Annotated in this window: 15 protein-coding genes; 8 read left to right on the forward strand and 7 right to left on the reverse strand. The window is 72.9% G+C overall.

Annotation, left to right across the window (positions count from 1 at the left end; all coding sequences use genetic code 11):
- Positions 1-433: 433 nt before the first annotated feature.
- Positions 434-2,035, reverse strand: a complete 1,602-nt coding sequence (locus ORI94_RS13175; protein WP_266074742.1) for a peptide chain release factor 3 — start codon at positions 2,033-2,035, stop codon at positions 434-436.
- Positions 2,036-2,543: 508 nt separating this feature from the next.
- Between ORI94_RS13175 and ORI94_RS13180 the strand changes: the two genes are divergently transcribed.
- Together ORI94_RS13180 and ORI94_RS13185 are read left to right on the forward strand one after the other, a co-directional pair.
- Complete coding sequence (locus ORI94_RS13180) at positions 2,544-4,229, forward strand: ribonuclease J (RefSeq protein WP_266074744.1); 1,686 nt, start codon at positions 2,544-2,546, stop codon at positions 4,227-4,229.
- Between the two features lie 98 nt (positions 4,230-4,327).
- Entirely contained in the window at positions 4,328-5,053 is a 726-nt protein-coding gene (locus ORI94_RS13185; protein WP_266074746.1) for a spermidine synthase, read from the forward strand.
- 215 nt (positions 5,054-5,268) lie between these two features.
- Here the strand turns inward: ORI94_RS13185 and ORI94_RS13190 are convergent, their stop codons facing one another.
- Positions 5,269-6,771 carry a SulP family inorganic anion transporter gene (locus ORI94_RS13190; RefSeq protein WP_266074748.1) on the reverse strand — a complete coding sequence of 501 codons (1,503 nt, stop codon included), beginning with the start codon at positions 6,769-6,771 and terminating at the stop codon, positions 5,269-5,271.
- A 404-nt stretch (positions 6,772-7,175) separates the two neighbouring features.
- On the opposite strand from ORI94_RS13190, the gene ORI94_RS13195 reads away from it, so the two are divergent.
- Together ORI94_RS13195 and ORI94_RS13200 are read left to right on the forward strand one after the other, a co-directional pair.
- Complete coding sequence (locus ORI94_RS13195; RefSeq protein ID WP_266074750.1) at positions 7,176-7,589, forward strand: MerR family transcriptional regulator; 414 nt, start codon at positions 7,176-7,178, stop codon at positions 7,587-7,589.
- Between the two features lie 528 nt (positions 7,590-8,117).
- On the forward strand, positions 8,118-8,753 hold the full coding sequence (locus tag ORI94_RS13200; protein ID WP_266074752.1) for an antibiotic biosynthesis monooxygenase family protein: 636 nt from the start codon (positions 8,118-8,120) through the stop codon (positions 8,751-8,753).
- A gap of 723 nt (positions 8,754-9,476) precedes the next feature.
- On the opposite strand, the gene ORI94_RS13205 is transcribed toward ORI94_RS13200, so the two are convergent.
- From ORI94_RS13205 to ORI94_RS13215, 3 genes are read right to left on the reverse strand one after another with little or no spacing between them, the layout of a single operon-like run.
- Entirely contained in the window at positions 9,477-11,135 is a 1,659-nt protein-coding gene (locus tag ORI94_RS13205) for a hypothetical protein (protein ID WP_266074754.1), read from the reverse strand.
- Positions 11,132-13,447 (reverse strand): hypothetical protein, encoded by a 2,316-nt coding sequence (locus tag ORI94_RS13210; RefSeq protein WP_266074757.1) that lies wholly within the window; start codon positions 13,445-13,447, stop codon positions 11,132-11,134. The genes ORI94_RS13205 and ORI94_RS13210 overlap by 4 nt, the downstream gene beginning before the upstream one ends.
- Complete coding sequence (locus tag ORI94_RS13215) at positions 13,444-14,253, reverse strand: hypothetical protein (protein WP_266074759.1); 810 nt, start codon at positions 14,251-14,253, stop codon at positions 13,444-13,446. The genes ORI94_RS13210 and ORI94_RS13215 overlap by 4 nt, the downstream gene beginning before the upstream one ends.
- Before the next feature lie 377 nt (positions 14,254-14,630).
- Between ORI94_RS13215 and ORI94_RS13220 the strand changes: the two genes are divergently transcribed.
- The 3 genes from ORI94_RS13220 to ORI94_RS13230 all read left to right on the forward strand — a co-directional run bounded on the left by ORI94_RS13220 (position 14,631) and on the right by ORI94_RS13230 (position 17,162).
- Positions 14,631-14,897, forward strand: coding sequence for a hypothetical protein (locus ORI94_RS13220; protein ID WP_266074760.1), 267 nt, complete (start codon positions 14,631-14,633; stop codon positions 14,895-14,897).
- A gap of 328 nt (positions 14,898-15,225) precedes the next feature.
- Positions 15,226-16,479 carry a sensor histidine kinase gene (locus ORI94_RS13225; protein ID WP_266074762.1) on the forward strand — a complete coding sequence of 418 codons (1,254 nt, stop codon included), beginning with the start codon at positions 15,226-15,228 and terminating at the stop codon, positions 16,477-16,479.
- Positions 16,480-16,640: 161 nt separating this feature from the next.
- The gene (locus tag ORI94_RS13230) at positions 16,641-17,162 is read left to right on the forward strand and encodes a GNAT family N-acetyltransferase (protein WP_266074765.1); all 522 of its coding nucleotides are present in this window, start codon (positions 16,641-16,643) and stop codon (positions 17,160-17,162) included.
- A gap of 31 nt (positions 17,163-17,193) precedes the next feature.
- Here ORI94_RS13230 and ORI94_RS13235 read toward each other — a convergent pair whose 3' ends face one another.
- Both ORI94_RS13235 and ORI94_RS13240 read right to left on the reverse strand, forming a co-directional pair.
- Positions 17,194-18,774, reverse strand: a complete 1,581-nt coding sequence (locus ORI94_RS13235; RefSeq protein WP_266075051.1) for an AMP-binding protein — start codon at positions 18,772-18,774, stop codon at positions 17,194-17,196.
- 110 nt (positions 18,775-18,884) lie between these two features.
- Positions 18,885-20,564 (reverse strand): AMP-binding protein, encoded by a 1,680-nt coding sequence (locus ORI94_RS13240; protein WP_266074767.1) that lies wholly within the window; start codon positions 20,562-20,564, stop codon positions 18,885-18,887.
- A 468-nt stretch (positions 20,565-21,032) separates the two neighbouring features.
- Between ORI94_RS13240 and ORI94_RS13245 the strand changes: the two genes are divergently transcribed.
- Positions 21,033-23,873, forward strand: a complete 2,841-nt coding sequence (locus ORI94_RS13245) for a helix-turn-helix transcriptional regulator (protein WP_266074769.1) — start codon at positions 21,033-21,035, stop codon at positions 23,871-23,873.
- Positions 23,874-24,237: the final 364 nt, after the last annotated feature.

Genomic DNA, 24,237 nt, shown 5'->3' on the forward strand with positions numbered 1-24,237 from the left:
CTGGTCACGCTCGCGGACGGCTGGCGGGCGCAGGCTGCCTCGACGCGTGCGGCCGGGCTCCCCGGGATCTTCGCCGAGACCGTCGGGACCGGCTGGTGGACCACCTGCCTGGAGACCCTTCCGCCGCGTGAACGTTCCCGGCCCGGCTGCCCCGCCGGAGCCGAACGTGCGACCCGCCTGCCCGGCCCGCTCGCCGCGCTGCCCGCTCGCCGCGCTGCCCGCTCGCCGCGCTGCCCGCCCTCGAAGGCCGGATCCGGCTGCATGCCCGCCTCGAGGCAACGAGGCAGCGAGCACGGCGGCAACCGGGGCAGGGCGACGGGAACGACGGAGGCCGGGCGGCAGGGCCCGGTCAGGTCGTGGCCGGGGGAGACGGTGAGCGGACCGGGGCGCCGGCGGCGCTCGTGACGGCGTGGACGCCGCCGCGACCCGCCGGTCAGTCGTGGGCTGCCACGAGGTGCTCCAGCCGTGCGTCGGGGAACTCCCGCTGGAAGGAGTTGGCCTGCCAGCGGTCGGGGAAGAGGGCGAGCTGGGCCTTGTCCCGGACGCGGGTGAGGGCTTCGCCCTTGACGATGCGGGAGCGGTTGAGCGCCTCGGCGCCGGCGGCGTCGGTGGCCCGGGCCAGGTGGTACGGCAGCATCTCCAGTCTCACGGCGGCGGAGAACTCGCCGGCCATGCGTGTGGTGACGACGTCGAACTGCATGGGCCCCACGGCCGCGAGCACGGGCGCCTGGTCTCCGCGCAGGTCGGAGGCCAGGACCTGGACCACACCCTCCTCGTCCAGCTGGGCGATGCCGCGCCGGAACTGCTTGGAGCGGGACAGGTCGACCGGCCGGACCACCGCGAAGTGCTCGGGCGCGAAGGTCGGCATCGGCGGGAACACGGCCGGCCGGCCGGTGTGGAGGGTGTCGCCGACGCGCAGGACGGCGGCGTTGCCCAGGCCGACCACGTCGCCGGGGTAGGCGACGTCGACCATGGAGCGGTCCTGGCCGAAGACGCTGTGCGCGTACTTGGTGGCGAACGGCTTGCCGGAGGCTGCGCGAGTGACGGTCATGCCCCGCTCGAAGATGCCCGAGCAGACCCGCATGAACGCGGTCCGGTCGCGGTGGGCGGGGTCCATGTTGGCCTGCACCTTGAACACCAGCCCCGAGAACGGCGCGTCCACCGGCCGGATCCCCCCGCCCTCCAGCTCGCGCGGGCCGGGCGGCGGGGCGAGGTCGACGACGGCATCCAGCAGCAGCCGCACCCCGATGTTGGAGACCGCCGCGCCGAAGAACACCGGCGTGGTCCGGCCCGCCAGGAACTCCTCCTGGTCGTGGACGGCACCGTCGGCCTGCAGCAGGTCCAGTTCCTCGAGCGCCCCTCCCCAGTCCGCGCCCTCTTCCAGCGCGGCCTGACGGGCCGGGACGGCTTCCTCGGTCGCCTCGTGCGCGCCGCCGGGCGTACGGGTGTAGCGCAGCATCCGCCCCGGCTCGCGTACGTCGACCAGCCCGCGCAGGTGTCCGGCCTCCCCGACCGGCCAGGTGACGGGGGTGGGCCTGAGGCGGAACTCCCGCTCGATCTCGTCGAGAAGCTCCAGGGCGTCGCGTCCGGGGCGGTCCCACTTGTTGATGAACGTGATCACCGGAATGCCACGGTGCCGGCAGACGTCGAAGAGCTTGCGGGTCTGCTCCTCCAGGCCCTTGGCCGCGTCCACGAGCATCACCGCGCAGTCCACCGCCGCCAGCACCCGGTAGGTGTCCTCGGAGAAGTCCGCGTGACCGGGGGTGTCCAGCAGGTTCAGCACACACCCGCGGTGCGCGAACTGCAGCACCGCCGAGGTCACCGAGATCCCGCGGGCCTTCTCGATCTCCATCCAGTCCGAGGCGACCCCGCGCCGCCCGGCCTTGCCGTGCACCGCGCCCGCCTCGGTGATGGCCTGCGCGTGCAGGGCGAGGGCCTCGGTCAGCGTGGACTTGCCCGCGTCCGGGTGGCTGATCACCGCGAACGTCCGCCGCCGGGCCGCCTCGGAGGCCGCCGAGCCCTGGGGGGAACTCATCGCACCGCCTCCGCGTCCGCCGCGGCCTCCGCAGGCCGGTCCGGGGACCCGTGCGGGAAGGGGGCGGAATCCTCCGCCTGCCCCGACTGCCGACGCGGGTCCTCACACCGCGCATCGGCTTCGACCCAGTACGTGCGCAACCGTGTCACCAGTTCCTCGTGTGCTTCGCTGTCACTGCCCGGCAAGGGCGAACCGCCGGCGGGAAACCCTCCGGCAGTTCCAGAACAGTCCGTACGTCCTCCAGGCAGAAGCCCGGCGGCCGCATACGCCGCACCGCCGCGCCTCGCGTACCCACTCTCTCACTGAACCAGTAACCTACTCTAACGTTAGGTTAGATCACTAATCGCTGCACGAGGGCAGCCCCGAGGGGCGACGCCGTACACTTCGGACCAGGCGCAGACGACACCCCCGGTCATCGCCCTCCCCGGGCGTGTTCCGCGCGCCTGGTTTCGCGCTCCACGGGGCAGGCGGGGAACCGCCTCGGCAGACGCTCGGCTAACGTCAGAATATGAGCCATCCGCACCCCGAACTCAAAGCCGCCCCTCCCCTGCCCCAGGGAGGGCTGCGGGTCACCGCCCTGGGCGGCCTGGGCGAAATCGGCCGCAACATGACCGTATTCGAGCACGCCGGCAAGCTGCTGATCGTGGACTGCGGTGTGTTGTTCCCGGAGGAGAACCAGCCCGGGGTGGACGTGATCCTTCCCGACTTCACCTCGATCAGGGACCGCCTCGACGACATCGTGGCCGTCGTGCTGACCCACGGCCACGAGGACCACATCGGCGGCGTGCCCTATCTGCTGCGCGAACGGAGGGACATCCCGGTCGTCGGCTCGAAGCTCACCCTCGCCTTCATCGAGGCCAAACTCAAGGAGCACGGCATCCGGCCGCGCACGGTACGGGTCAAGGAGGGCGACCGGCGCGGCTTCGGCCCCTTCGACTGCGAGTTCGTCGCGGTCAACCACTCCATCCCGGACGGGCTCGCCGTGGCGATCCGCACCGGAGCCGGCATGGTGCTGCACACCGGCGACTTCAAGATGGACCAGTTCCCCCTCGACGACCGCATCACCGACCTGCGCGCCTTCGCCCGCCTGGGCGAGGAGGGCGTGGACCTGTTCCTCACCGACTCCACCAACGCCGAAGTGCCCGGCTTCACCACCTCCGAGCGGGAGCTGAACCCCGCGATCGAGCAGGTGATGCGTACCGCGCCCCGGCGGGTCATCGTCTCCAGCTTCGCCAGCCACGTGCACCGCATCCAGCAGGTCCTGGACGCCGCCCACCAGCACGGCCGCAAGGTCGCCTTCGTGGGCCGCTCCATGGTCCGCAACATGGGCATCGCCCGCGAGCTGGGCTACCTGAAGGTCCCCTCCGGCCTGGTCGTGAGCACCAAGGAACTGGAGAAGCTCCCCGACCACAAGATCACCCTGGTGTGCACGGGATCGCAGGGCGAACCGATGGCCGCACTGTCGCGGATGGCCAACCGCGACCACCAGATCCGCGTCGGCGAGGGCGACACCGTCCTGCTCGCCAGCTCCCTGATCCCCGGCAACGAGAACGCCATCTACCGGGTGATCAACGGACTCACCCGGTGGGGCGCCCACGTCGTCCACAAGGGCAACGCCAAGGTGCACGTCTCCGGACACGCCAGCGCCGGCGAACTCGTCTACTGCTACAACATCGTCAAACCCCGCAACGTCATGCCCGTGCACGGCGAGTTCCGCCACCTGCGGGCCAACGCCGACCTCGCCATCCGCACCGGGGTCGCCCCCGACCGGGTCGTCATCGCCGAGGACGGCGTCGTCGTCGACCTCGTCGACGGACGCGCCTCCATCACCGGCAAGGTGCCCGCGGGCAACGTCTACGTGGACGGCATGGAGGTCGGCGGCGCCACCGAGGCATCCCTCAAGGACCGCCTCACCCTGGCCGAGGAGGGCGTCGTCACCGTCGTGGCCATCGTCGACGCCGACACCGGCGCGCTGGCCGAGGCGCCCGACTTCCTGGCCCGCGGCTTCGTCCACGACGACACCACGTTCGAACCCGTGATCCCCGTCATCGAGAAGACGCTGGCCACCGCCGCCCAGGAAGGCGTCGGCGACGCCCACCAGCTCGAACAGCTCGTCGCCCGCGCCGTGGCCAACTGGGCCTTCCGCACCCACCGCCGCAGGCCGCTGATCATCCCCGTCATCATCGACGCCTGACCGAAAGGCACGCCCCCGCCTCGCGACCGGCGGGGGCCACCAGGCGCCATCTCGGCAGCACTGCCCCTGTGCCCGACGGACATCGGAAAGGTGGACGGATGAGTCCGCGCTTCGAGGAACTCGACTGGCGGGAGACACCGATCGGTGAGATCAGTCTGCGCCGGCGCCGCCATCCGGCCTCGGGCGAGGACGTGTACGAGGTCAAGCTCGGCGACGAGTTCTTGATGTCCAGCCTCTTCACCGCCGGCGAGATCGCGCTGGCGGAGCTGGGTCTGGCCGGGCTGCCGGACACCGCACTGGACGTCGCCGTCGGCGGACTGGGGCTCGGGTACACCGCCCGGGCGGCATTGGACGACCCCCGTGTGCGCAGGCTCACGGTGATCGACGCGCTCGCGGAAGTCATCGGCTGGCACCAGCGGGGCCTGGTCCCCCTGGGGGCCGGGCTGGCGTCGGATTCCCGCTGCCGCCTGGTCCACGGCGACTTCTTCGCGATGGCCGCCGGGGCCGGCGGACTGGACCCGGCGGAACCGGGCCTCCGGTTCCACGCCATCCTGCTGGACGTGGACCACTCGCCGCGCGAGGTGCTCCACCCGCGCCACGCCGCGCTCTACCGGCCGCCCGGGCTCCGCGCTCTCGCCGGACACCTCCGTCCCGGCGGCGTGTTCGCCCTGTGGTCGAACGATCCGCCCGACGAGCAGTTCGTCTCCGCGCTCACCGAGGTCTTCGCGGAGCCGGCGGCCCACGTCGTCGAGTTCACCAACCCCCTGCAGGGTGGTACGTCGGCCAACACCGTCTACGTGGCCGGCACGAGAACAGGCATGTAGTGACAGGCACGTAGCGACAGAGGCACGCGGTAAGAGGATCCACGGGCCGCCCGGGCCGCTTTCCCCCTCGGGCGGCCCTTCCGTCCGCAGACGGCGGGCCGCCCGCGAGCTCGTCGGGCCGGTGTGGGCAGACGCCCCGGTCCGCACGCCGAAGGCCGCCCTCGCCCGCCACTCCGTGATCAGCGGCGGACAGGGCGGCCGGTCCCCCTTGCCCGTCAGTGGCCGCCGGTGAGTTGTCCGGCGAGGCGCTGGTGCATGTCGGCGCTGGGTTCGTTGAGGCCGACGATGGTGACCTTCTTGCCGCGCTGGGCGTACTTGGTCTCGATGGCGTCCAGGGCAGCGACGGAGGAGGCGTCCCAGATGTGGGTGCCGGACAGGTCGATCACGACGTCGTCCGGGTCGTTCTTGTAGTCGAACTGGTAGACGAGGTCGTTGGAGGAGGCGAAGAACAGTTCGCCGGTGACCGCGTAGACGACCTGCTTGCCGTCGGGGTCGACCACCCCGGAGACGTTGGCCAGGTGCGCCACCCGCTTGGCGAAGATGATCATCGCGGCGATGGTGCCGACGACGACGCCGATGGCGAGGTTGTGGGTGGTGACCACGACGACCACCGTGGTCGCCATGACGACGGTCTCGCCCAACGGCATGCGCTTGAGTGTCCTGGGCTGGATGGAGTGCCAGTCGAAGGTGGCGACCGACACCATGATCATGACGGCCACGAGGGCGGCCATGGGGATGTCGGAGACGACCGGACCGAAGACGATGCACAGCACCATCAGGAACGCGCCCGCGAGGAAGGTGGACAGGCGGGTGCGGGCGCCGGAGACCCGTACGTTGATCATCGTCTGGCCGATCATGGCGCAGCCGCCCATGCCGCCGAAGAAGCCGGTGACGATGTTGGCGACGCCCTGGCCGACGGACTCGCGGGTCTTGCCCGAGCGGGTGTCGGTGATGTCGTCGACCAGCTTGGCCGTCATCAGCGACTCCATCAGGCCCACCAGCGCCATGGCGAAGGCGTAGGGGGCGATGGTGGTGAGGGTGTCCATGGTGAGGGGGACGTCCGGCAGGCCCGGCACGGGCAGGGAGGACGGCAGTTCACCCTTGTCGCCGACCGAGGGGACCGCGATGCCGGCGGCCACCGTGATGACGGTCAGCACGACGATGGACACCAGCGGCGCCGGGATCACCTTGGTGACCTTCGGGAAGAACACCATCAGGGCCAGACCCGCGACGATGAGCGGGTAGACCGCCCAGGGGACGTCGCGCATCTCCGGCACCTGGGCCATGAAGATCAGAACGGCGAGCGCGTTGACGAAGCCGACCATCACCGAGCGGGGCACGAAGCGCATCAGCTTGGCCACCCCGAGCGCTCCCAGGACCACCTGGAAGACGCCTGCCAGAATGACGGCGGCGATCATGTAGCCGAGGCCGTACTCCTGGTTGAGCGGCGCGATGACCAGGGCGATCGCGCCGGTCGCGGCGGAGATCATCGCCTTGCGGCCACCCACCACGGAGATGACGACCGCCATGGTGAAGGAGGCGAACAGGCCGACGCTGGGGTCGACACCGGCGATGATCGAGAAGGAGATGGCCTCCGGGATCAGGGCCAGGGCCACGACCAGCCCGGCCAGTACCTCGGTACGGAGGGTCTTCGGGGAGGCGAGCCAGTCGGGCTTGGACATGCGCGGCCTGAGGGCCGCGGACAGCGGTGAGGACATGCAACCGTTTCTGTTCGGGCGCACACGTCCATACCGCTGGACGCACACGCGCGTCGTACCGATCCCGCAAGGTGCGGACTCTCCGGCGGTCCGGCCGCCTCGGCGGGAGCCGTGCCGGACAGGGCGGCAACCCCACGGCTGCCGGTCGGGCATCATTGCCCGGAAGTCTTCGGGTGCCGTCCGGGCCCGGTCGGGGCCTCGCCACGGCGGTTGCGCCCCTGCCACGCGCTGGACGGCGGGGACGAGCACAGAGGAAACTGTACCCCGACGTAAGGGGAGAGTTCGGTTCGTCGACTTGCGAAAAGCAGGTAACCGGCCCCCAAGATCCTGTGATTGTTCTCACGTAGACTCAAGAACTTGACGATTTCTCAAACAGGCGGAGATGTGAAGGAGAAGGTGCGGCGATGAGCGAGCGGCACATGCAGATCGGCGAGGTGGCCGAGCGGACCGGTCTGTCGCTGCGCACCATCCGGCACTACGAGGAAGTGGGCCTGGTCATTCCCTCGGCGCGCAGCAAGGGCGGCTTCCGGCTGTACGCGGAGGCCGACGTGGCGCGGCTGATGGTGATCCGCCGGATGAAGCCGCTGGACTTCTCCCTGGAGGAGATGCGGGACCTGCTGGAGATCACCGACCGGCTCGCCGCCACCGACGACCCGCCCGCGGACGGAGAGCTCGAGCACCTGCGGAAGCGGCTGGACTCCTACCGCAAGGTGGCCGACGCACGCTGCGAGACCCTGCGGGCCCGGCTGGAGATGGCCGAGGACTTCGCCTCCACCCTGCGCCGCCGCCTGCAGACGGATGCCCACTCGGGCGCCTGACCCGCTTCGGTCCTGGTCCGGGTCGAGGGGCGCGGTCCTCCATGGGCCGCGCCCCTCGACGTCGTCCCGGCTCGGGGCGGTGTCCGGCTCGGGGCGGTGTCCGGCGCGAAGCGGTGTCCGGCGCGAAGCGGTGTCCGGCGCGAAGCGGTGTCCGGCGCGAAGCGGTGTCCGGCGCGAAGCGGTGTCCGGCGCGAAGCGGTGTCCGGCGCGAAGCGGTGTCCGGCGCGAAGCGGTGTCCGGCGCGAAGCGGTGTCCGGCGCGAAGCGGTGTCCGGCGCGAAGCGGTGTCCGGCGCGAAGCGGTGTCCGGCGCGAGGCGGTGTCCGGCGCGAGGCGGTGGCCGGCAGAGGGCCGACGAGGTGCACGGAGGCGGCCAGGAGGTGCCCCGGGGGGCGCGTCCCCGACCGATCCGGCGCCGAGGGACGGGGTGAGGACAACATGCGGGCCCGGTAAAGCAGTTGTTCACCCGGACCCCCGCCCCCGCACCATCGTCGGGAACCGACCGCTCATCACCTCTCGAGGAGACCGCGTTGACGACCGACCGCTTCCCGGACCTCGCCCGCGCCGGCACCGCCGTGATCGGCACACGGTATGTCAAAGGAGCCGATCGCCGGCAGCCGGCCATCGACGCCGAAGTGCAGGCAGTGGACTGCGCTCCCCCACCACCCGGTCTCGATGCCGTGAGCTGGTTCGCGAGCACGGACGGCGGGACCGTGCTGTCGCTCGCGCAGTGGGAGAGCACCGCGACGTATGACGCCTTCGTGCGTGACGGTGGCTACGCCGCACCCTTGGCCGGCCCGCCCGGCTACCGGCTGTACCACAGCCTTGCCGAGCGGGACGAGGCCCGTGTCCCGGGCTGCCTGGTCACCGCCGCTTTCGACGTCGACGGACCCGAGCGGCAGCGCTCCTTCACCGACGCGGTACTCGCCGCCCAACCGGAGGAGGGCGGACACCCCGGTGCGATCTCAGCCCACTTCCTGCACAGCACCGACGGCAGCCGTGTGCTGCTGTACACGGAGTGGACCAGCGTCGAGGCGCACCAGGAGGCCGCCGAGGCCGGTGACCACGACGAGGGGCACGCGATCTTCTCCGGCACGCCCGGGGTGCGTCTCACCCACGGCGGGCGCTGGCGTCTGTGCCGCACTCTGCGACTCACCGGGGAGTGAACAGCCGGTCGGGGTGGTGGCGCGACACCTCCGCAGTGGTCCCGAGGTGCGTCGGCCGACCAGTACACCCGCACCGAGGCCGTGACCGGGAGCGAGCAGGCACGCACTCGGCGTCCGGGGCCGCCGCCTCGTTCGCCGGCGCTGCGGCGCCCGCGGCTGGGTCGCCGGACGCGGCTACGACAACCACCGCGGTCACGGTGGCCGAACCACCCTCGCACAGTACGTCGACGAAGCCGTCCCCGGCAGCCTCGCCGTCGAACTCCGGCAACCGAATGCGCCCGCACGACGGCACTCCGGCCGGTCCGTTCCCCGCACCACGGGAACGCCGTCCGCGCCCGGCAGATCAGCTCGTGGACGCACGGTGGCGTCACCGTGCGCAAGAAGGCGTAAAGGACATCGGCTTGGGGAACGCCGCTGTCGTCCCCGTACCGAAGTCGACCAGTGGCTGACCTGCGGCAGCCTTCACGGCCACCACCCAGGCCGCGGCCTCCCGGTGCTTCGCAAGCTTTGCGGTCCGGGCGTTCGCAGCCTGCCCCGGCGCGCACCACTGCCCTCACCGGGACGACCGCACCCTCGGCGCTGGACAGCGCCTGAGCCGGTCGTCCCGGTCGTTCGCCCGCAGCGGGCGGGAGCCCCGCGTCCCGTGCCCCCCGGGGGACCGGGAGCCGCGCCCCGGGCGCCGGGCGCCGGAAGGAGGTGAACGGGCGGGGACCGGTGAGTCGGTCAGGGCCGTGGGCAGGTGGATTCTCCCGGGTCCTGGTAGGTGCGGTAGAGCGATGACCGGTCCCGGCGTTCTCCGGGGAAGGTCACCACGGGGACCGGCTTGCACACCGGCCACAGGCCGGACGCCGCCTTCTCCCGTTCCGCCCCCCGGCCCGCCCCCACGCTCTCGTCCGCGAACGTGAAGACGCCGCTCGCGCCCGGTACGCACCCGGCGGCGCAGTGTTCCAGAGGGCTGCCCCGGCGCAGTTCGTCATGGACGTCGTTGTGGTTCACGACGCTGATGTCGCTGTCGCGGGCCGCGGCCACGGCGGAGCCCACTGCGGTGAGGGCGTCGTGGTGCATCACGGCGTAGCCGTCGTTGAGGGCGTCGGGTTCCTCCTGGCCGAAGTACCGGTGGTAGGACTCGTCGAAGCGGGCGAAGGCCCTGGGGACCTGCTCGTCGCCGTCGGCGGCGGCGCGCCAGCGCGGTGCGTCCACGGCGGCGGCGGTCACGATCTCGATGTTGTTGCGCTCGGCGATCCGGCGCATTCCGGCCGTCTCGGTGACCGGGTCGCGGCCGGTGCTGACGCGCAGCACGCGCATCGGCTCGTCGTCGGGGCCCGGGACGCAGGAGCTGGTGCGGTCGACGGTCTCCAGGAAGGGCGGCAGATCCGCGTCCCGGCCGGCCAGGAACACCGTTCTGGCGCCGACCGCGCACATCGCGGACACCGCCCGCCGGAAGATCTGCGGGGTGCCCCGGACCGGCCCCTTGATGCCCTGGTAGGTCTCGGTGCGCCGCTGGACCTCGTCGGTGGTGATGCCGTACTCGGCTCCGAACTCCCGGCGGAAGACCCGGCGGAGGTTGGCGACGTAGTTGTCGTTGCGGTCATCGGCGATCATGAACGTGTTCTTCCGGTCCACCTTGTTCGCGCTCACGTAGCGCTTGAGCGCGTCGACGAACTGGTCGGTGGAGGGCGAGGCCTTGAACAGGTAGGGGTGCTCCATGTCTCGGGAGCTGAGCACGGCGCTGACCGACGGGATCCTGGCCGGTCCGAGTCCCTCACGCACGGCGGCGAGCGTGGCCGTGTCGCTGTTGGGGAAGCCGATGGCGGCGACGACCGGGGCCTCGCCGCCGCGCCGGGCGGTCAGGTCCTCGGTCACGGTCCGCCAGTGGCTCAGGTCCTCGCCGACGTTGGCGAAGAGCAACTGGACGGCGGTGTCGCCGGTGGCGGGACCGTGGTTGTGGCTGCGCTGGGCCACGTAGGCGCCCTGGAGGGAGTGCCGGATCAGTTCCTTCGACATGGCGGCGCCGGGGGTCCTGGACGTGTACGGCATGACGACGGCGACGCTCACCAACGGCTTGCCCGACGTGCGGGCAGCCTCCCGTGCCGCCTCGTTCTCTTCCGCGATCCGGCCCAGTACGTCGGTGAGGTCCGGGGCGAAGGGGTAGGCCTCGGCCGTGACGCCGACGCACTCCCCTCCGGGGGCCGTGCGCCGCAGTTCCCGGTCCCCGGTGCAGAAGTCGCGGTGCTCCCGGTAGCTGTCCAGGCCCCACCACGCGCCGGCCCCCGTCAGGACGGCGACCAGCGTCCACAGCGCCACCGCGTCGACCACCCCGAGGACGCGGAAGCGCAGCCGCCCCGGCAGCCAGCCCCAGGTCCTCCGGTCCCGCAGCCTCATCCCGCCCCTCCCGTGCCTGTCCGCCCCCTGCGGGGCCGGTCGCCCTGCCAGCGACGGTCCAGGGGCCAGTCCTCGCCGTCCCGCACCGCGCGCGGCCAGCGGACGGCGGCCTGGGCCAGCACCGCGCGCCCGGTCAGATGCTGGGCGGACAGGAAGGACAGGTCCTGGCCGATCCGGTCGACCAGGGCCCTGTCCGCCTCCGCCAGTTCGTCCGCCGCGTACCACAGGGCGTGCAGGAGCCGGTTGACGGCCTGCTTCTCCAGTCCCGCGCCGGGGTCGGCGCGGAGCTGCAACCGGTCCCGGCGCCCGCGGGCGACCTCCTGGCACTGCTCGAACCAGGCGTCGCCCGGCGGACGCGGCGCGTGGGCCACCGTGCGCAGGATGTACAGCCAGTCGCACGCGTCGCCGTCGGCCCGGAGGAACTCGGCGTGCAGCCGGTCGACGACCTCCTGCGCCCCGCCCGCGGCGAGCCGGTGCCACAGGGAGCGGGACCTCTCGTCGCGCTCCGCCCGCCCCGTGCGGCCCTCGGCCCGCTGCCGGTGGTGCGCGGCGAGCAGGGCGTGCGCGCCGAACCAGTCGACGCCCCGCCCGCCGCGGCCGCTGCGCATCTGGTGCACCAGCAGCGCCCGCAGGAACCGGTCCGTGATGAACGGGCGGCTGCCCGGTCCCCGTGACCAGCGTTCCCGTTCCAGCTGGACGGCGGCACCGTCGGCCGCGGGCAGCCCGTCGATCCGGCGGGGCACCCACCGCTCGGCCAGCTGTTCGGCCGCCTCGCGGTCCCAGGCCAGCGAGAACAGGCACAGTTCGTCGTGGTTCTCGCTGCCGACCAGGGTGTCGAGCAGCCGCCAGATGACGGATTCGCCGGCACCGCCGGGATGGGTCAGGTCGAGGAGTTCCTCGGCCGCCACCCACCCCTCGGTGCCCGCCCGGTGCACCACGGCGTCGCACAGTCTGCGGACGCCCATGGGGTGCCCCCGCGTCAGGTCGTGCACGGCGGTCGCGATGTACGGGTCGAAGGAGGCCCGGTCGTCGCGTCTGAGCATCCGCTCCAGGTGCTCGGTCTCGAGCGGGGGGAGGGGCAGGAGCAGCACGCCGGCCGAGGGGCCGGTGCCGGCGCGGGTCCACCGGGAGTCGGTGCCGACGTCGTGCAGGGCGCGGCGGACGGCCGCCGGGTAGGGGTCGTGTTCGCCGTCGGGGGTGTCGTCCCGGGTGGCGGGGCTGTCGTCGCCGCGCAGTTCGGTCGCGATCACGACGAGCTGGTCGCGGGAGCCCCGGCCGGGCCGCGCGCGCTGTTCGAGGAGGAGCTCGAGGAAGTCCCGGCCGGCGTCGGTGTGCACGTTGTCGAGGAGGACCAGCGGGCGGGGGGCGCGGTTCGCACGGCGCAGGGGCCCGTAGCGTACGTCCGCGAGGAAGGCTGCCGTCAGCATGCGTTCGACCCCGCGCCGGAAGCCGCGGCCCTGGTGGAACTCCTGGCACAGCCGGGCCACGGTCGGTGCGCGCAGCACGGCCGGCACCGGCCTCGGCGGTACGGCGGCGGCGCCGGGAGGCAGGCCGCGCAGCCGGTTGTCGGCCTCGCTGCGGTAACTCTCGTACCAGCGCACCAGATGACGGGAGGCGAGCCGTCGCGAGCGCCGGCGACGCTGACCGGTGAGGAAGGTGCGCACGGCCGCCTCGGGAAAGGCCGCGGGGTCCGGGGAGCCCCCGTCGGGGGAAACGGGCAGCGCCGCGCGGAAGAGCGTGTCCCAGGTGGGGGGCGGGTCCCCCGCCGGCGGGTCGGTGTCCGGTGGGTCCGTCATCAGGGTGGCGGCGTGCCGGTCGGCCACCCGCAGTTCCTCGTCGTTGCCGGGGCGCCGCGCGGACACCACGGCGAGCAGGCCCGCCGTGGTGCGGGGGAAGCACAAGCGGCCGAACCCGGCGACGGGCTTCGACAGTTGGGTGACGAGTTCGACCAGGACCTCCACCGCGTAGGAGTTGTTGGAGATCTCCGGGCCGACCCGGGCCCGCTCCTGGAGTTCCGTGCAGTTGATCCGCGCGAACGGCACACGTGGTCCCGGCCAGGGGCCCGTACCCGGCGCGTAGGCCTGCTGGAGGTCGTCCAGCAGGGCGCTCTTTCCGGTGCCGTGCCGGCCGCTGAGCAGGACCACGGGCAGGTCCTCGGCGAACTCGTGATGCGGTCGTCTGCGGTGGTGGTCGCGGTCGAGGCCGACCAGGCGCGGCACCAGCTGCCCGAGCAGGGGCTCGCGTGCGTACACCTCGGGGATCGGGGGGTCCGTCGCCGGTGCGGGTGCCGGCGGAGCGCTGGAGCCGTTCATCCCAGCCTCAGCATCGAGTTGACGATGTCCGTCACGATGCCGGAGGCCAGGTCCCGGCCCATCGAGCCGACCGACCGGGAGCCGCTCTGCACGAGGTCCCGGCTGTGCCGCAGGAAGCGTTCCAGGGTGGTCGCGTCGGGTGCGGCCCCGGTGCGCGAGGCATCGGTCAGGGCACTCGCGAGTTCGCGCACCTGCCGCACCTCGCTGTCGCTCTCCGACAGGTCGGGGCGGGCCGCCTGCACCAGCGTGGCCAACTGCTCGAAGGACAGGAACACCCCGGGGCCCCGGTCGCCGACGCCTATGTGCACCGGGGTGGGCAGCTCCAGGTGGTCCTTGGCGTACTCAAGGTCCTCGAAGGCGAGTTGACGGCCGCAGTAGAAGGCTTCCGGCGCCCAGAGGAAGTCCTCGGCGGTGGACCCGCCCAGGTGGTGCTGCTGTCCGGCCCGGTCCCACCAGGCGAACAGGGCCGCCTTCGCGTACCGGCGCCGGGTGTCCCGGTCGTCGTACGCCTCGTCCCAGGCCCGCGCCTCGGCGAGGCCGGCGGCGGTCGGGCCGACCACCGGGGGCACGGCGCCGGAGTCGTTGTGCACGGTGATCCAGCCGAGCGCGGCGAGGCGTTCCACGATCGCTTCGACGAGATCCAGGGTGCAGCGCTCATGAGCTGCGTAGGCGGAACTGGCAACCCGGTTCCCGAGCGCGCCGCCGCTCTCCTCCGTCAGCCACAGCAGGAATCTCGCGGACGCGGCGCCGGTCTCGTCGTAGACCGGCGAGAGCCCGTTCGTGGGCACCGCCCGGGATCTGATCATCGTGTCCCCCACTCCCGTGACCAGTGATGGGCGTTCGCCTTCCCAGAACGGGGAAGTCAAACACGTCACATATGACGTTCATCGGACGCCGGCCCGCTCCTCGGCCGCCCGTCGGAGGCCGGGCAGTGCGGCCGGACGGCGAAACGCCGGGTGCCTCCGCACGCCCCTCTCGTCCGCGCGCGCGGCAGGGGCGCCGCGGCGGCGTGCGAGCCAGTGCGGAGGGGGAAGGCCGTCGGCGCTTCTCCTTCGGCCGGAGAGGAGCCGCGCCCTGTGCCGTCGCACCCGCCGCGGCCCCGGGTCCGGTCCTCCGGCCCCGCCCGGGGGGGGGTGGCCCCGTCCGGGGTGCGGATCCGCCCGGCGGGCAGCAGCCTGGAGGCATGGCAGATCCAGCACGCGCGGCAGCTGCGGCAGGCCCCACGGAGCATCCGCACATCGTGGTCCACTCCCCTGCGCTGGACGGCTCGCGCCGGGTCACCTCGGGTGACGAGACGCTGGGCGTCGCCTCGCACCTCGACGACGTGAGCGAGATCCTGCGGCTCGCCGACCTCTATGTCACCGACGTCGAGGGAACCGACCTCATCGAGTGGCAGGGCGGCGGTCCCGAGGACTGGCCGGGCCTGTCCGAGGAGCACCACGAGGCCTGACCCCCACGGGTCTACGGCACCCTCAAACCCACCTCTGCACCGTGCCCCGGAGACTTCGAGCCCCCTGCGGCGTCGGCGAGCCGTGCGGCGTGCCACGGGTCCGTATGACAGACGTCATGGGAAGCCGTGACAGACCGCACCTCCGCTGCCCTCGGACCACAGGGAGTGTGGAGGGCGTGAACACCGTCATGGAGGACGCCGGTCCGCGGCGGAGCTGCCGGGAATCCACCGCCGTACACGCCGGGTGCGGCAGCGGTGCCGCCACGGGACCCCGAGGTTGAGTACAACGGAACCCGGGACGAGGGATCCGGGGGCTGGGACCGTGACGATGACCATGACCATGGACGACTGGGTGGAACGACTCGGCGGGCCGGACGGCCCCGGTCGTTATCGCCGGTACGCCCTGCTCAGTCTCGGCTACTTCGCCGTCTTCGAGATCGGGCTGTGGGCACTCTGGGTGGCGCAGTCGGGTGCCGGCACGTCCACGGTGGTGCCCGTGGCCGCGTTGGCCTCGGTCCACGTCGTGCTCCAGACGCTGCTCTCCCGCGCCGCTCTCCGCCACTATCTCGGCACCGCTCCCCGGCCCGCTCCGCTGATCGCGCTGTACACGGCCGCGACCGTCGCCCTGGCCGCCCTGGGATGCGCGCTGTACGCCACCGGTCGCATCGACGAACGGGGCCTGGCGACCTGTCTGCTCTGGCTGTTGATGTTCCACTCCGGCCCCTCCGCGCTGGCGCTGCCCCGTCGGACGGGAGCGGTACTGGTGACGGCGGTCTCCCTGTCCATGGCGGCGGGCGGCGTGGCCGTGGGGCTCTTTGGGACGTGGCTGGCGGTCGTGCTCGGCGGCACCCTGATCATGGCGCCCTCCATGGCCGCGGCGGTCCGGGCCACCGGCTGGGGCGTGCGCCTGGTCGAGGAACTGGCCGCGGCACGGCAGACGCAGGCACGGCTCGCCGTCGCCGAGGAACGGCTGCGGTTCGGCCGCGACCTGCACGACGTGCTGGGACGCAACCTCGCGGTGGTGGCGCTGAAGAGCGAGCTCGCGGTCCAGCTGGCGCGCCGGGGGCGGCCGGAGGCGGTGGACCACATGGTGGAGGTGCAGCGCATCGCGCAGGAGTCGCAGCGGGAGATCCGCTCGGTGGTGCGCGGCTACCGGACCGCCGACCTGCACACCGAACTCGCCGGAGCCCGCTCCGTACTGGAGGCGGCCGACATCGCCTGCCGCATCGAGGACGGGCCGGCGCACCGGCTTCCCGCCGATGTCCAGGCCGCACTCGGCTGGGTGGTGCGCGAGGGGACGACGAACGTGCTCCGCCACGCACCGGACGCGTCGCGCTGCACCGTGTCGCTCCGCACGGCGGGCCCGAACGCGGTACGGCTGACGATGGAGAACGACGGCGCGCCCGCTGCCGAAGGCGGTGCGGGCACCGGCCTGTCGGGACTGCGGGAGCGTCTGTCGGGACTGAGGGGCACGCTGACCGCGGAACGGCGCCCCGGAGGCGTGTTCCGGCTGACGGCGCACGTCCCGTGGCAGGAGGGGGAGGCAGAGGAGGAAGAGAGAGGACGGTCCGAAGTCCGGTGACCGGGGCCCCGCCGACGGCCCGGGGGTCCCGTTGTTCCTGCTCGGCCTCACCGGCACCCCGCAGCCGGTGAACGCCCCGGCCGACGCACTGGAGGCCGGTCGCTCCGGGGAAGCCCGAAAACCCGGGGACGTCCCCGCCCCCGGCGCCCGATACTCGGCGTATGCGTACGCACATCCGGCTCGCCGCTCCCGACGAGTTGTCCGCCCTCCAGGAGATCGAGCGGGCCGCCGGCGCCCCCTTCCGCACCCTGGGCATGCCGGAGATCGCCGACGACGAGCCGCCCGCCCCCGCCGCACTGGACCACTACCGGCGGGCGGGCCGCTGCTGGGTCGCCGCCGACGAGCGGGACCGGCCCGCCGCGTATCTGATCGCCGAGCCGGTGGACGACGCGCTGCACGTCGAGCAGGTCTCGGTGCACCCGCGCGCCGCCCGTCGGGGCGTGGGCCGCTCCCTGATCGCCCACGCCGCCGGGCAGGCCCGCGCACAGGACCTGCCCGCCCTGACCCTGACCACCTTCGCCGACGTCCCGTGGAACGCCCCGTACTACGCCCGCCTCGGCTTCCGGACGCTGGCCGAGGCCGACCTCCCACCCGGCCTGCGCCGGATCCGCGCCGAGGAGGGCGCCCGCGGGCTCGACCGGTGGCCGCGCGTGTGCATGCGCGCACCCGTCGGACCGCCCTGACTCCCCGCCCGGCCCTCCGAACCCCGGCCCCTCAGCCGTCCCCGCCCTCCCCGGCGTACCACTCCCGCAGTTCCACCTTGCGCACCTTTCCCGAGACCGTCATCGGGAAGGAGTCCAGGATCTGGAGCCGGCTCGGGATCTTGTAGTGGGCCAGCCGGTCGGTGCAGAAGGCGCGCAGGTCCTCCAGGGTGACCGGGTCGCGGGGGTTGCGCGGGACGACGCAGGCGAGGACCTCCTCGCCGTACCGCTCGTGCGGGACGCCGACGACCTGGACGTCCGCGATCTTCGGGTGGGTGTGGAGGAACTCCTCGACCTCGCGCGGGTAGATGTTCTCCCCGCCCCTGATGATCATGTCCTTGATGCGGCCGACGATCTCGACGTATCCGTCCTCGCGCATCATCGCGAGGTCCCCGGTGTGCATCCAGCGGCCCGCGTCGACGGCCTCGGCGGTGCGCTCGGGTTCGTTCCAGTAGCCGAGCATCACGCTGTAGCCGCGGGTGCACAGCTCACCGGGGGTGCCGCGGGGCCGGGTCACGCCGGTGGCGGGGTCGACGACCTTGACCTCGATGTGCGGCAGGACGTGGCCGACGGTGCCGGTACGGTGCTCCACATCGTCGTCCATGCGGGTCTGGAGGGAGACGGGGGACGTCTCGGTCATGCCGTAGCAGATGGAGACCTGTTCCATGTGCATCTCGGCGACCACCCGCTTCATGACCTCCACCGGGCACGGCGACCCCGCCATGATCCCGGTCCGCAGGGAGCGGAGGTCGTAGGAGGCGAAGCCGGGGACGTTCAGCTCGGCGATGAACATCGTGGGAACGCCGTAGAGGGAGGTGCAGCGCTCCTGCTGGACGGCGTCCAGGGTGAGTTCCGGGTCGAAGGAGGGGGCGGGAATGACGATGCAGGCGCCGTGCGAGGTGGCTCCCAGGTTGCCCATGACCATGCCGAAGCAGTGGTAGAAGGGCACCGGCAGGCAGACCCGGTCCTGCTCGGTGTAGCCGATGGTGCGGCCCACCCAGTAGCCGTTGTTGAGGATGTTGTGGTGGGAGAGGGTGGCCCCCTTGGGGAAGCCGGTGGTGCCCGAGGTGTACTGGATGTTGACCGGGTCGTCGCAGCTCAGTCCGGCGGTGACGGCAAGGAGCCGCTCGTGCGGCACGGTGGCGGCGGCCTCGGTCAGCGCGTCCCAGGACGGGTCGCCGATGTACACGGCCTCCCGCAGTTCGGGGCACGTCCCGCGCACCTCGTCGACCAGGGCCCGGTAGTCGCTGCCCTTGTGGGCGAGGGAGGCGATCACCAGGGCGATGCCGGCCTGCCGCAGGACGTACTCCAGCTCGTGGGCGCGGTAGGCCGGGTTGATGTTCACCATGATCGCGCCGATGCGGGCGGTGGCGTACTGCGTGAGGACCCACTCGGGGCAGTTGACCGCCCAGATGCCGACGCGGTCGCCCGTCGTGATGCCCTTCGCCAGCAGCCCGCGCGCCACCTCGTCGACCGCGGCACCGAACTCGGCGTAGGTCCAGCGCCGTCCCGAGGGCATGTCGACGAGGGCCTCGCGGTCCGGGTACGCGGCGATCGCGCGGTCGAGGGCGGCGCCGACGGTGTCGCCGAGCAGCGGGGTGGTGCTCGTGCCGTGGCTGTACGACGGGGAGGGCGGCGGAGGCTGCGGCGGGGCCGGCGCAGGAGACGGAGCCGGGCCCGGCGTGGTCCTCGGGAGTGAGGGAGTCACCGGAAGTCCTCCTCGCGGTACTCGGTGTCGGATCCCGCCGCCGTGGCCTCGCGCAGCTCGATGCGGCGGATCTTGCCGGAAACGGTCTTGGGCAGCTCGCCGAACTCCAGCCGGCGGATCCGCTGGTAGGGGGCGAGCACCTTGCGGGAGTGTTCGAAGAGCTCCCTCGCGGTGTCCGGGCCGGGCCGGTGGCCCCGAGCGAGCACGACGTACGCCTTGGGCACGGCCAGGCGCAGCTCGTCCGGGGCGGGCACGACGGCGGCCTCGGCCACCGCCTCGTGCTCCAGCAGGGCGCTCTCCAGCTCGAAGGGGGAGATCTTGTAGTCGGAGGCCTTGAACACGTCGTCGGCGCGGCCCACGTAGGTGAGGTAGCCGTCGGCGTCACGGGAGCCGATGTCACCGGTGCGGTAGTAGCCGCCGGCCATCGCCTCGGCGGTGCGGTCGGGGTCGCCGTGGTAGCCGGTCATCAGGCCCACCGGCCGGTCCGACAGGTCGAGCGCGATCTCGCCCTCGGTGGCGCCGGGCGTGCCGGAGACCGGGTCGAGGAGTTCGACGCGGTAGCCGGGCCCCGGCCGGCCCATGGAGCCGCTCCGCAGGGGCTGACCGGGGCTGTTGGAGATCTGGACGGCGGTCTCGGTCTGGCCGAATCCGTCGCGGACGGTGACACCCCACGCGCGCCGGACCTGTTCGACGACCTCGGGGTTGAGCGGTTCACCGGCGGCGACCGCCTCGCGCGGCGGGGTACGCAGCCCGGTCAGGTCGGACTGGATGAGCATGCGCCACACGGTCGGCGGGGCGCAGAAGGTGGTGACGCCCGCGCGGTCCATCTCGGTCATCAGCCGGGCGGCGTCGAAGCGCGTGTAGGTGGGCAGGAAGACGGTCGCCTCGGCGTTCCACGGGGCGAACAGGTTGGACCAGGCGTGCTTGGCCCAGCCGGGTGAGGAGATGTTCAGGTGCACGTCGCCGGGTTTCAGCCCGATCCAGTACATGGTCGCCAGATGCCCGACGGGATACGAGGTGTGGGTGTGCTCGACGAGCTTGGGCTGCGCGGTGGTGCCCGAGGTGAAGTACAGCATCAGGGGGTCGTCGGCGAGGGTGGGGCCGTCGGGCGCGTAGTGCTCGGCGGCGCCGCGGACGTCCTCGTAGGGCAGCCAGGCGTCGCCGGCGCCCGCGCCGACGGCGACGCGGGTGTAGTCGCCGGGCACCTCGTCGAACTTCGCGGTGTCGGCGGCGCGTGCGATCACGTGCCGGACGCGGCCCCGGTCGACGCGGTCGCGCAGGTCGGCGGGGCCGAGCAGTGGGGTGGCGGGGACGACCACGGCGCGCAGTTTCATCGCTGCGAGCGCGGTCTCCCAGAGTTCGGCCTGGTTGCCGAGCATGACGAGCACCCGGTCCTGGGCGCGTACGCCCTGCTGCCTCAGCCAGTTGGCTGCCTGGTCCGAGCGTCGGGCCAGCTCGGCGAAGGAGAGTCTGGTCTGCCCGCCGTCCTCCTCGACGAGGTGCAGGGCGGTGCGGTCGTTGCCGTCCGCGATCACGTCGAACCAGTCGAGTGCCCAGTTGAAGCGGTCGGGGCGCGGCCAGCGGAAGCCCTCGTAGGCCGTGGTGTAGTCGTCGCGGTGTTCCAGCAGGAAGTCCCGGGCCCTGCGGAACTCCTCCGTTGCCGTCGCCGTCGTCATGTGACCTCTTCCGTCGCCGTCGTCATGGGTGCTCCGTCCTCCTCGGTCCCGGACCTTGCCGGACCGCTCTCTCCCATCGTCCAATCCGTGACGCAGGTCTCACTACCCCGAAAGGGGGCGGGGGCTCACTCGGGAGCCGCGACGAAGGGCGGACCGGTGACAGCCGACCCGACGGGCTGCTCCACGTCGCGGCGGATCGGCCGCGCATACGGCGGTCCGGCCGTCGGGGGCCGGCCACCGGGGCCGCGTGGGGAGGCGGCGGTCTCCACACGCGGGGCGGGGTGGTTGCCGTAGGTTTGCGGTGTTCTCGTGGGATCGGCAATACCGGCGGGCCGGGGTTTTCGGCCGGTGCGCCGGGACTTCGGATTTCATCCGCGCGTCCGCTGTTATTTCCCTCACGACGTCGCGCCTCGGGATTTAACCGGCCCCTTGCCTAATATTGGCCAGGACACGACACAGGAGGGAGCGGTGACCGTGCGCCGGGACTTCAGGGATCCTGCCAGGTGCCGCTCCGACCTGGTCATCGGCAGGGAGGAACCGTTCGCCGAAGCGCGCGAGCAGCTGGCCCGCGGGGGCAGCGTGCTGCTGCACGGGCCCGCCGGAATAGGTAAATCGACCGTGCTGCGGGCACTTGCGGCGGAAAACGCGGGCGGGGCGCACACGGTGGTGCGCTGCTCCTCCACGGAGTCCGAATCCCACCTTCCGTTCCTGGCGCTGGCGGATCTGTTCGGTCTGGTCCTCGAGAGGGTGTCCGGTGCGCTGCCCGCCGCGCAGCGCACCGCCCTGGAGTCGGCGCTCACCGGCCGCGGCGAGTCCACGCTCCAGCGGGACGGGCTCGCGCTGCGCCTGGCAGTGCTGTCCACGCTGCGGGCGCTGGCCGCCGAGGGGCCGGTCCTGGTCGTCGCGGACGATCTGCAGTGGCTGGACCCGGCCAGCACGGAGCTGCTGGGCTTCGCCGCCCGGCGCCTGGGCGACGCGCCCGTGCAGATGCTGTGCGCGGTGCGGGCCGAGGGCACCGAGGGGCAGGAGTACGACCGTCATCTGCGGGCCTGCCCGCCGGACACCCACGTGGTGCGGCTGGGCCCGTTCTCCCGTGCCCAGGTGTCCGCGCTGCTCGACCACCGCGGCTACACGGGCCTGTCCCGCACCACGGTCCGTGACATCCACCGCACCAGTGACGGCAACCCGCTGTTCGCCCTCGAACTGGGCCGTGCCCTGGCCGAGAGCCCGGCCCGGCCGCGCCCCGGCGAGCCGCTGCCGGTGCCGACCTCGCTGCGTGCCCTGGTCCTCAGCCGGCTGGAGATGCTGTCGGACGACGCGCGCCGCACCCTGCTGGTGGCCAGCGCCGGTGCCCGCCCCACGGCGGCGCTGCTGCACGCGGCCGGCCGGGACCACGCCGAGGAGGAGACGGCCCAGGCCGCCGCGCTGGGGCTGCTGGCGACGGACCCGGAGGAGCCGGCGCTGCGGTTCGCGCATCCGCTGATCTCGGCCGCGCTGTACGCGGAGGCCCCCGCGCACGAGCGGCGGGCCGCTCACGCGGCGCTGTCCACGGCGGCGTCCGACCCCATCGAGCGGGCCCGGCATCTGGCGCTCGCCACGACCGGCACCGACCCGGAGGTGGCGGCCCGGCTCGCCGAGGCCGCCACGCTGGCCCGGGACCGCGGGGCACCCTCGATCGCCGCCTCGCTGGGGCTGCTGGCCGCCCGCCGCACCCCGGCCGACGCGGCCGACGGCACGCCGGGCCCGGACGAACGGCGGCTGCAGGCCGCCGAGGACGCCATCATCGCGGGAGAGGCGGATCTCGCCCGGGACATCGCGCGCGAGGTGCTGACCCGGGCCACGGCGCCCGCGGAGCGGGTACGTGCGTGGATGGTGGTCATCGAGGCGGCCGGGCAGGCGCTCGGCGAGGTCGACGCGGTCTTCCCGCAGGTGCTGGCCGACGCGGGCGACGACCCGCGGCTGCTCGCCCTGGTCCACTACCAGCTGGCCTGGCGGGAACTGGTGGTCGACGGCCACTTCGACAAGGCCCGGCGGGAGGCCGCGCACGCGGCGGACCTGGCGGCGCGGGGCAAGGACCGGCGCACCGAGCTGATGGCGCTGTCCTTCCAGTCGTCCACCGAGACGCTGATGGGCCATCCTGACGCCCCGGCCACCATCAAGCGGGCCCTGAGGGAACCCCAGGACCCGTATGTGGCCTGCCACCACAACGGCGCGGGCATGGCCAGGTTCCGCTGGCTGCTCATGAGCGACCAGCTGCCCGAGGCCCGCAAGAGCATCACCGGGCTGCTGCGTGAGGCGCGGCGGCGCGGCATGGTCGAGAGCGAGGTGCACTTCCTGCGCTTCCTGGCCGACACGGAACTGCGCTCCGGGCACTGCGGCCGTGCCCTGGACCTGGCCCGGGAGAGTCTGCGGCTGGCCCGGGACTCCGGGATCGGGGAGGGTGCCTCGGCGATGCTGGCCTCGCTCGCGGAGGCCTGTGGCGGGGACGTGGAGCGGGCGCTGGTGCTGGCGCGGGAGGCCGCGGACCACGCCGAGGTGGACGGCGACCAGATGTACCTCTCGCGCGCCCTGGCCGCCTTCGGCTACGCCCAGTTGGTCGCCGGGGACGCGGCGGGTGCCGTCCGCTCTCTGCGCCGGGTGCGGGAGCTGGAGCAGGGTATGGGCATCACCGACCCCGCGCGGGGCCGCTGGCACGGCGATCTCGCCGAGGCGCTGGTCCGGATCGGTGAACCGGGCGAGGCGCAGGAACTCATCAACCTCACCCGGGTGCACGCGCTGCGGCTGGACCGCGCGGGCGTCCTCGCCGTACTGGACCGCGCGGAGGCGCTGGTGAGGGCGGCCCGCGGGGAACACGAGGCCGCGCAGGAGCAGTTGGCGTCGGCGCAGGATCGGCTGGGGCGGCTGGGGCACGGGCTGGAGGAGGCGCGGGCCGCGTTCGTGCTGGCCCGGCTGCGCGCCCGGCGCCCGGGGGCCGCCCCGGGCCGTGTCCCGTACGACGAGGCCGCCCGGCTGTTCAGGCGTTGCCGCGCGCTGCCCTGGCTGCGGCAGGTGGACGCGGCCGTGGCCGCCGGCCCGGTGGAGCCGGAGGCGGTGCCCGCGGCCACCTCGGCGGCGCTGGACGGCCTCGCCTCGATGGAACGGCAGGTCGCCTCGCTGGTGATGGAGGGCGCCACCAACCGGGAGATCGCCGCCCGTCTGTTCGTCAGCGTCAAGACGGTCGAGGCGACGCTCACCCGGGTGTACCGGAAACTGGGCATCCGGTCGAGGGTGGACATCGTCCGTCTGGCGGCGGGGCGCCGCACGGAGTGACCCTGGGGACCGAGGGTTTTCCCTGTGCAACTCCCGTAGGGGGTTCCCTCATTGGGGGAGCGCGCTCCGGCTCGTAGCGTAGTGGTGTGCCGCCCGCCGGGCGCACCGGGCCGGCAGCCCGGTCCTCGTGTGGACCCCCACCCCGCGCGATCCCCACCGGCGACCGATGAGGAGACCGATGTCCGGGCTCGTCCGCAGCACGAAGACCGCCGCGACCACTGATGTGATCGCCGCCACTTGATGTCCTGAGTACCCCTCAGGTGATTGCCAGGGGGCGTTGGGGGGGGGCGCCCCCCCCCCCCCCCCCCCCCCCCCCCGCCCCCCCCGCCCCCCCCCCCGGGGGGGGGGGCCCCCCCGGGGGGCG

This window comes from Streptomyces sp. NEAU-W12, assembly GCF_026242095.1.
Classification (GTDB): Bacteria; Actinomycetota; Actinomycetes; order Streptomycetales; family Streptomycetaceae; genus Streptomyces.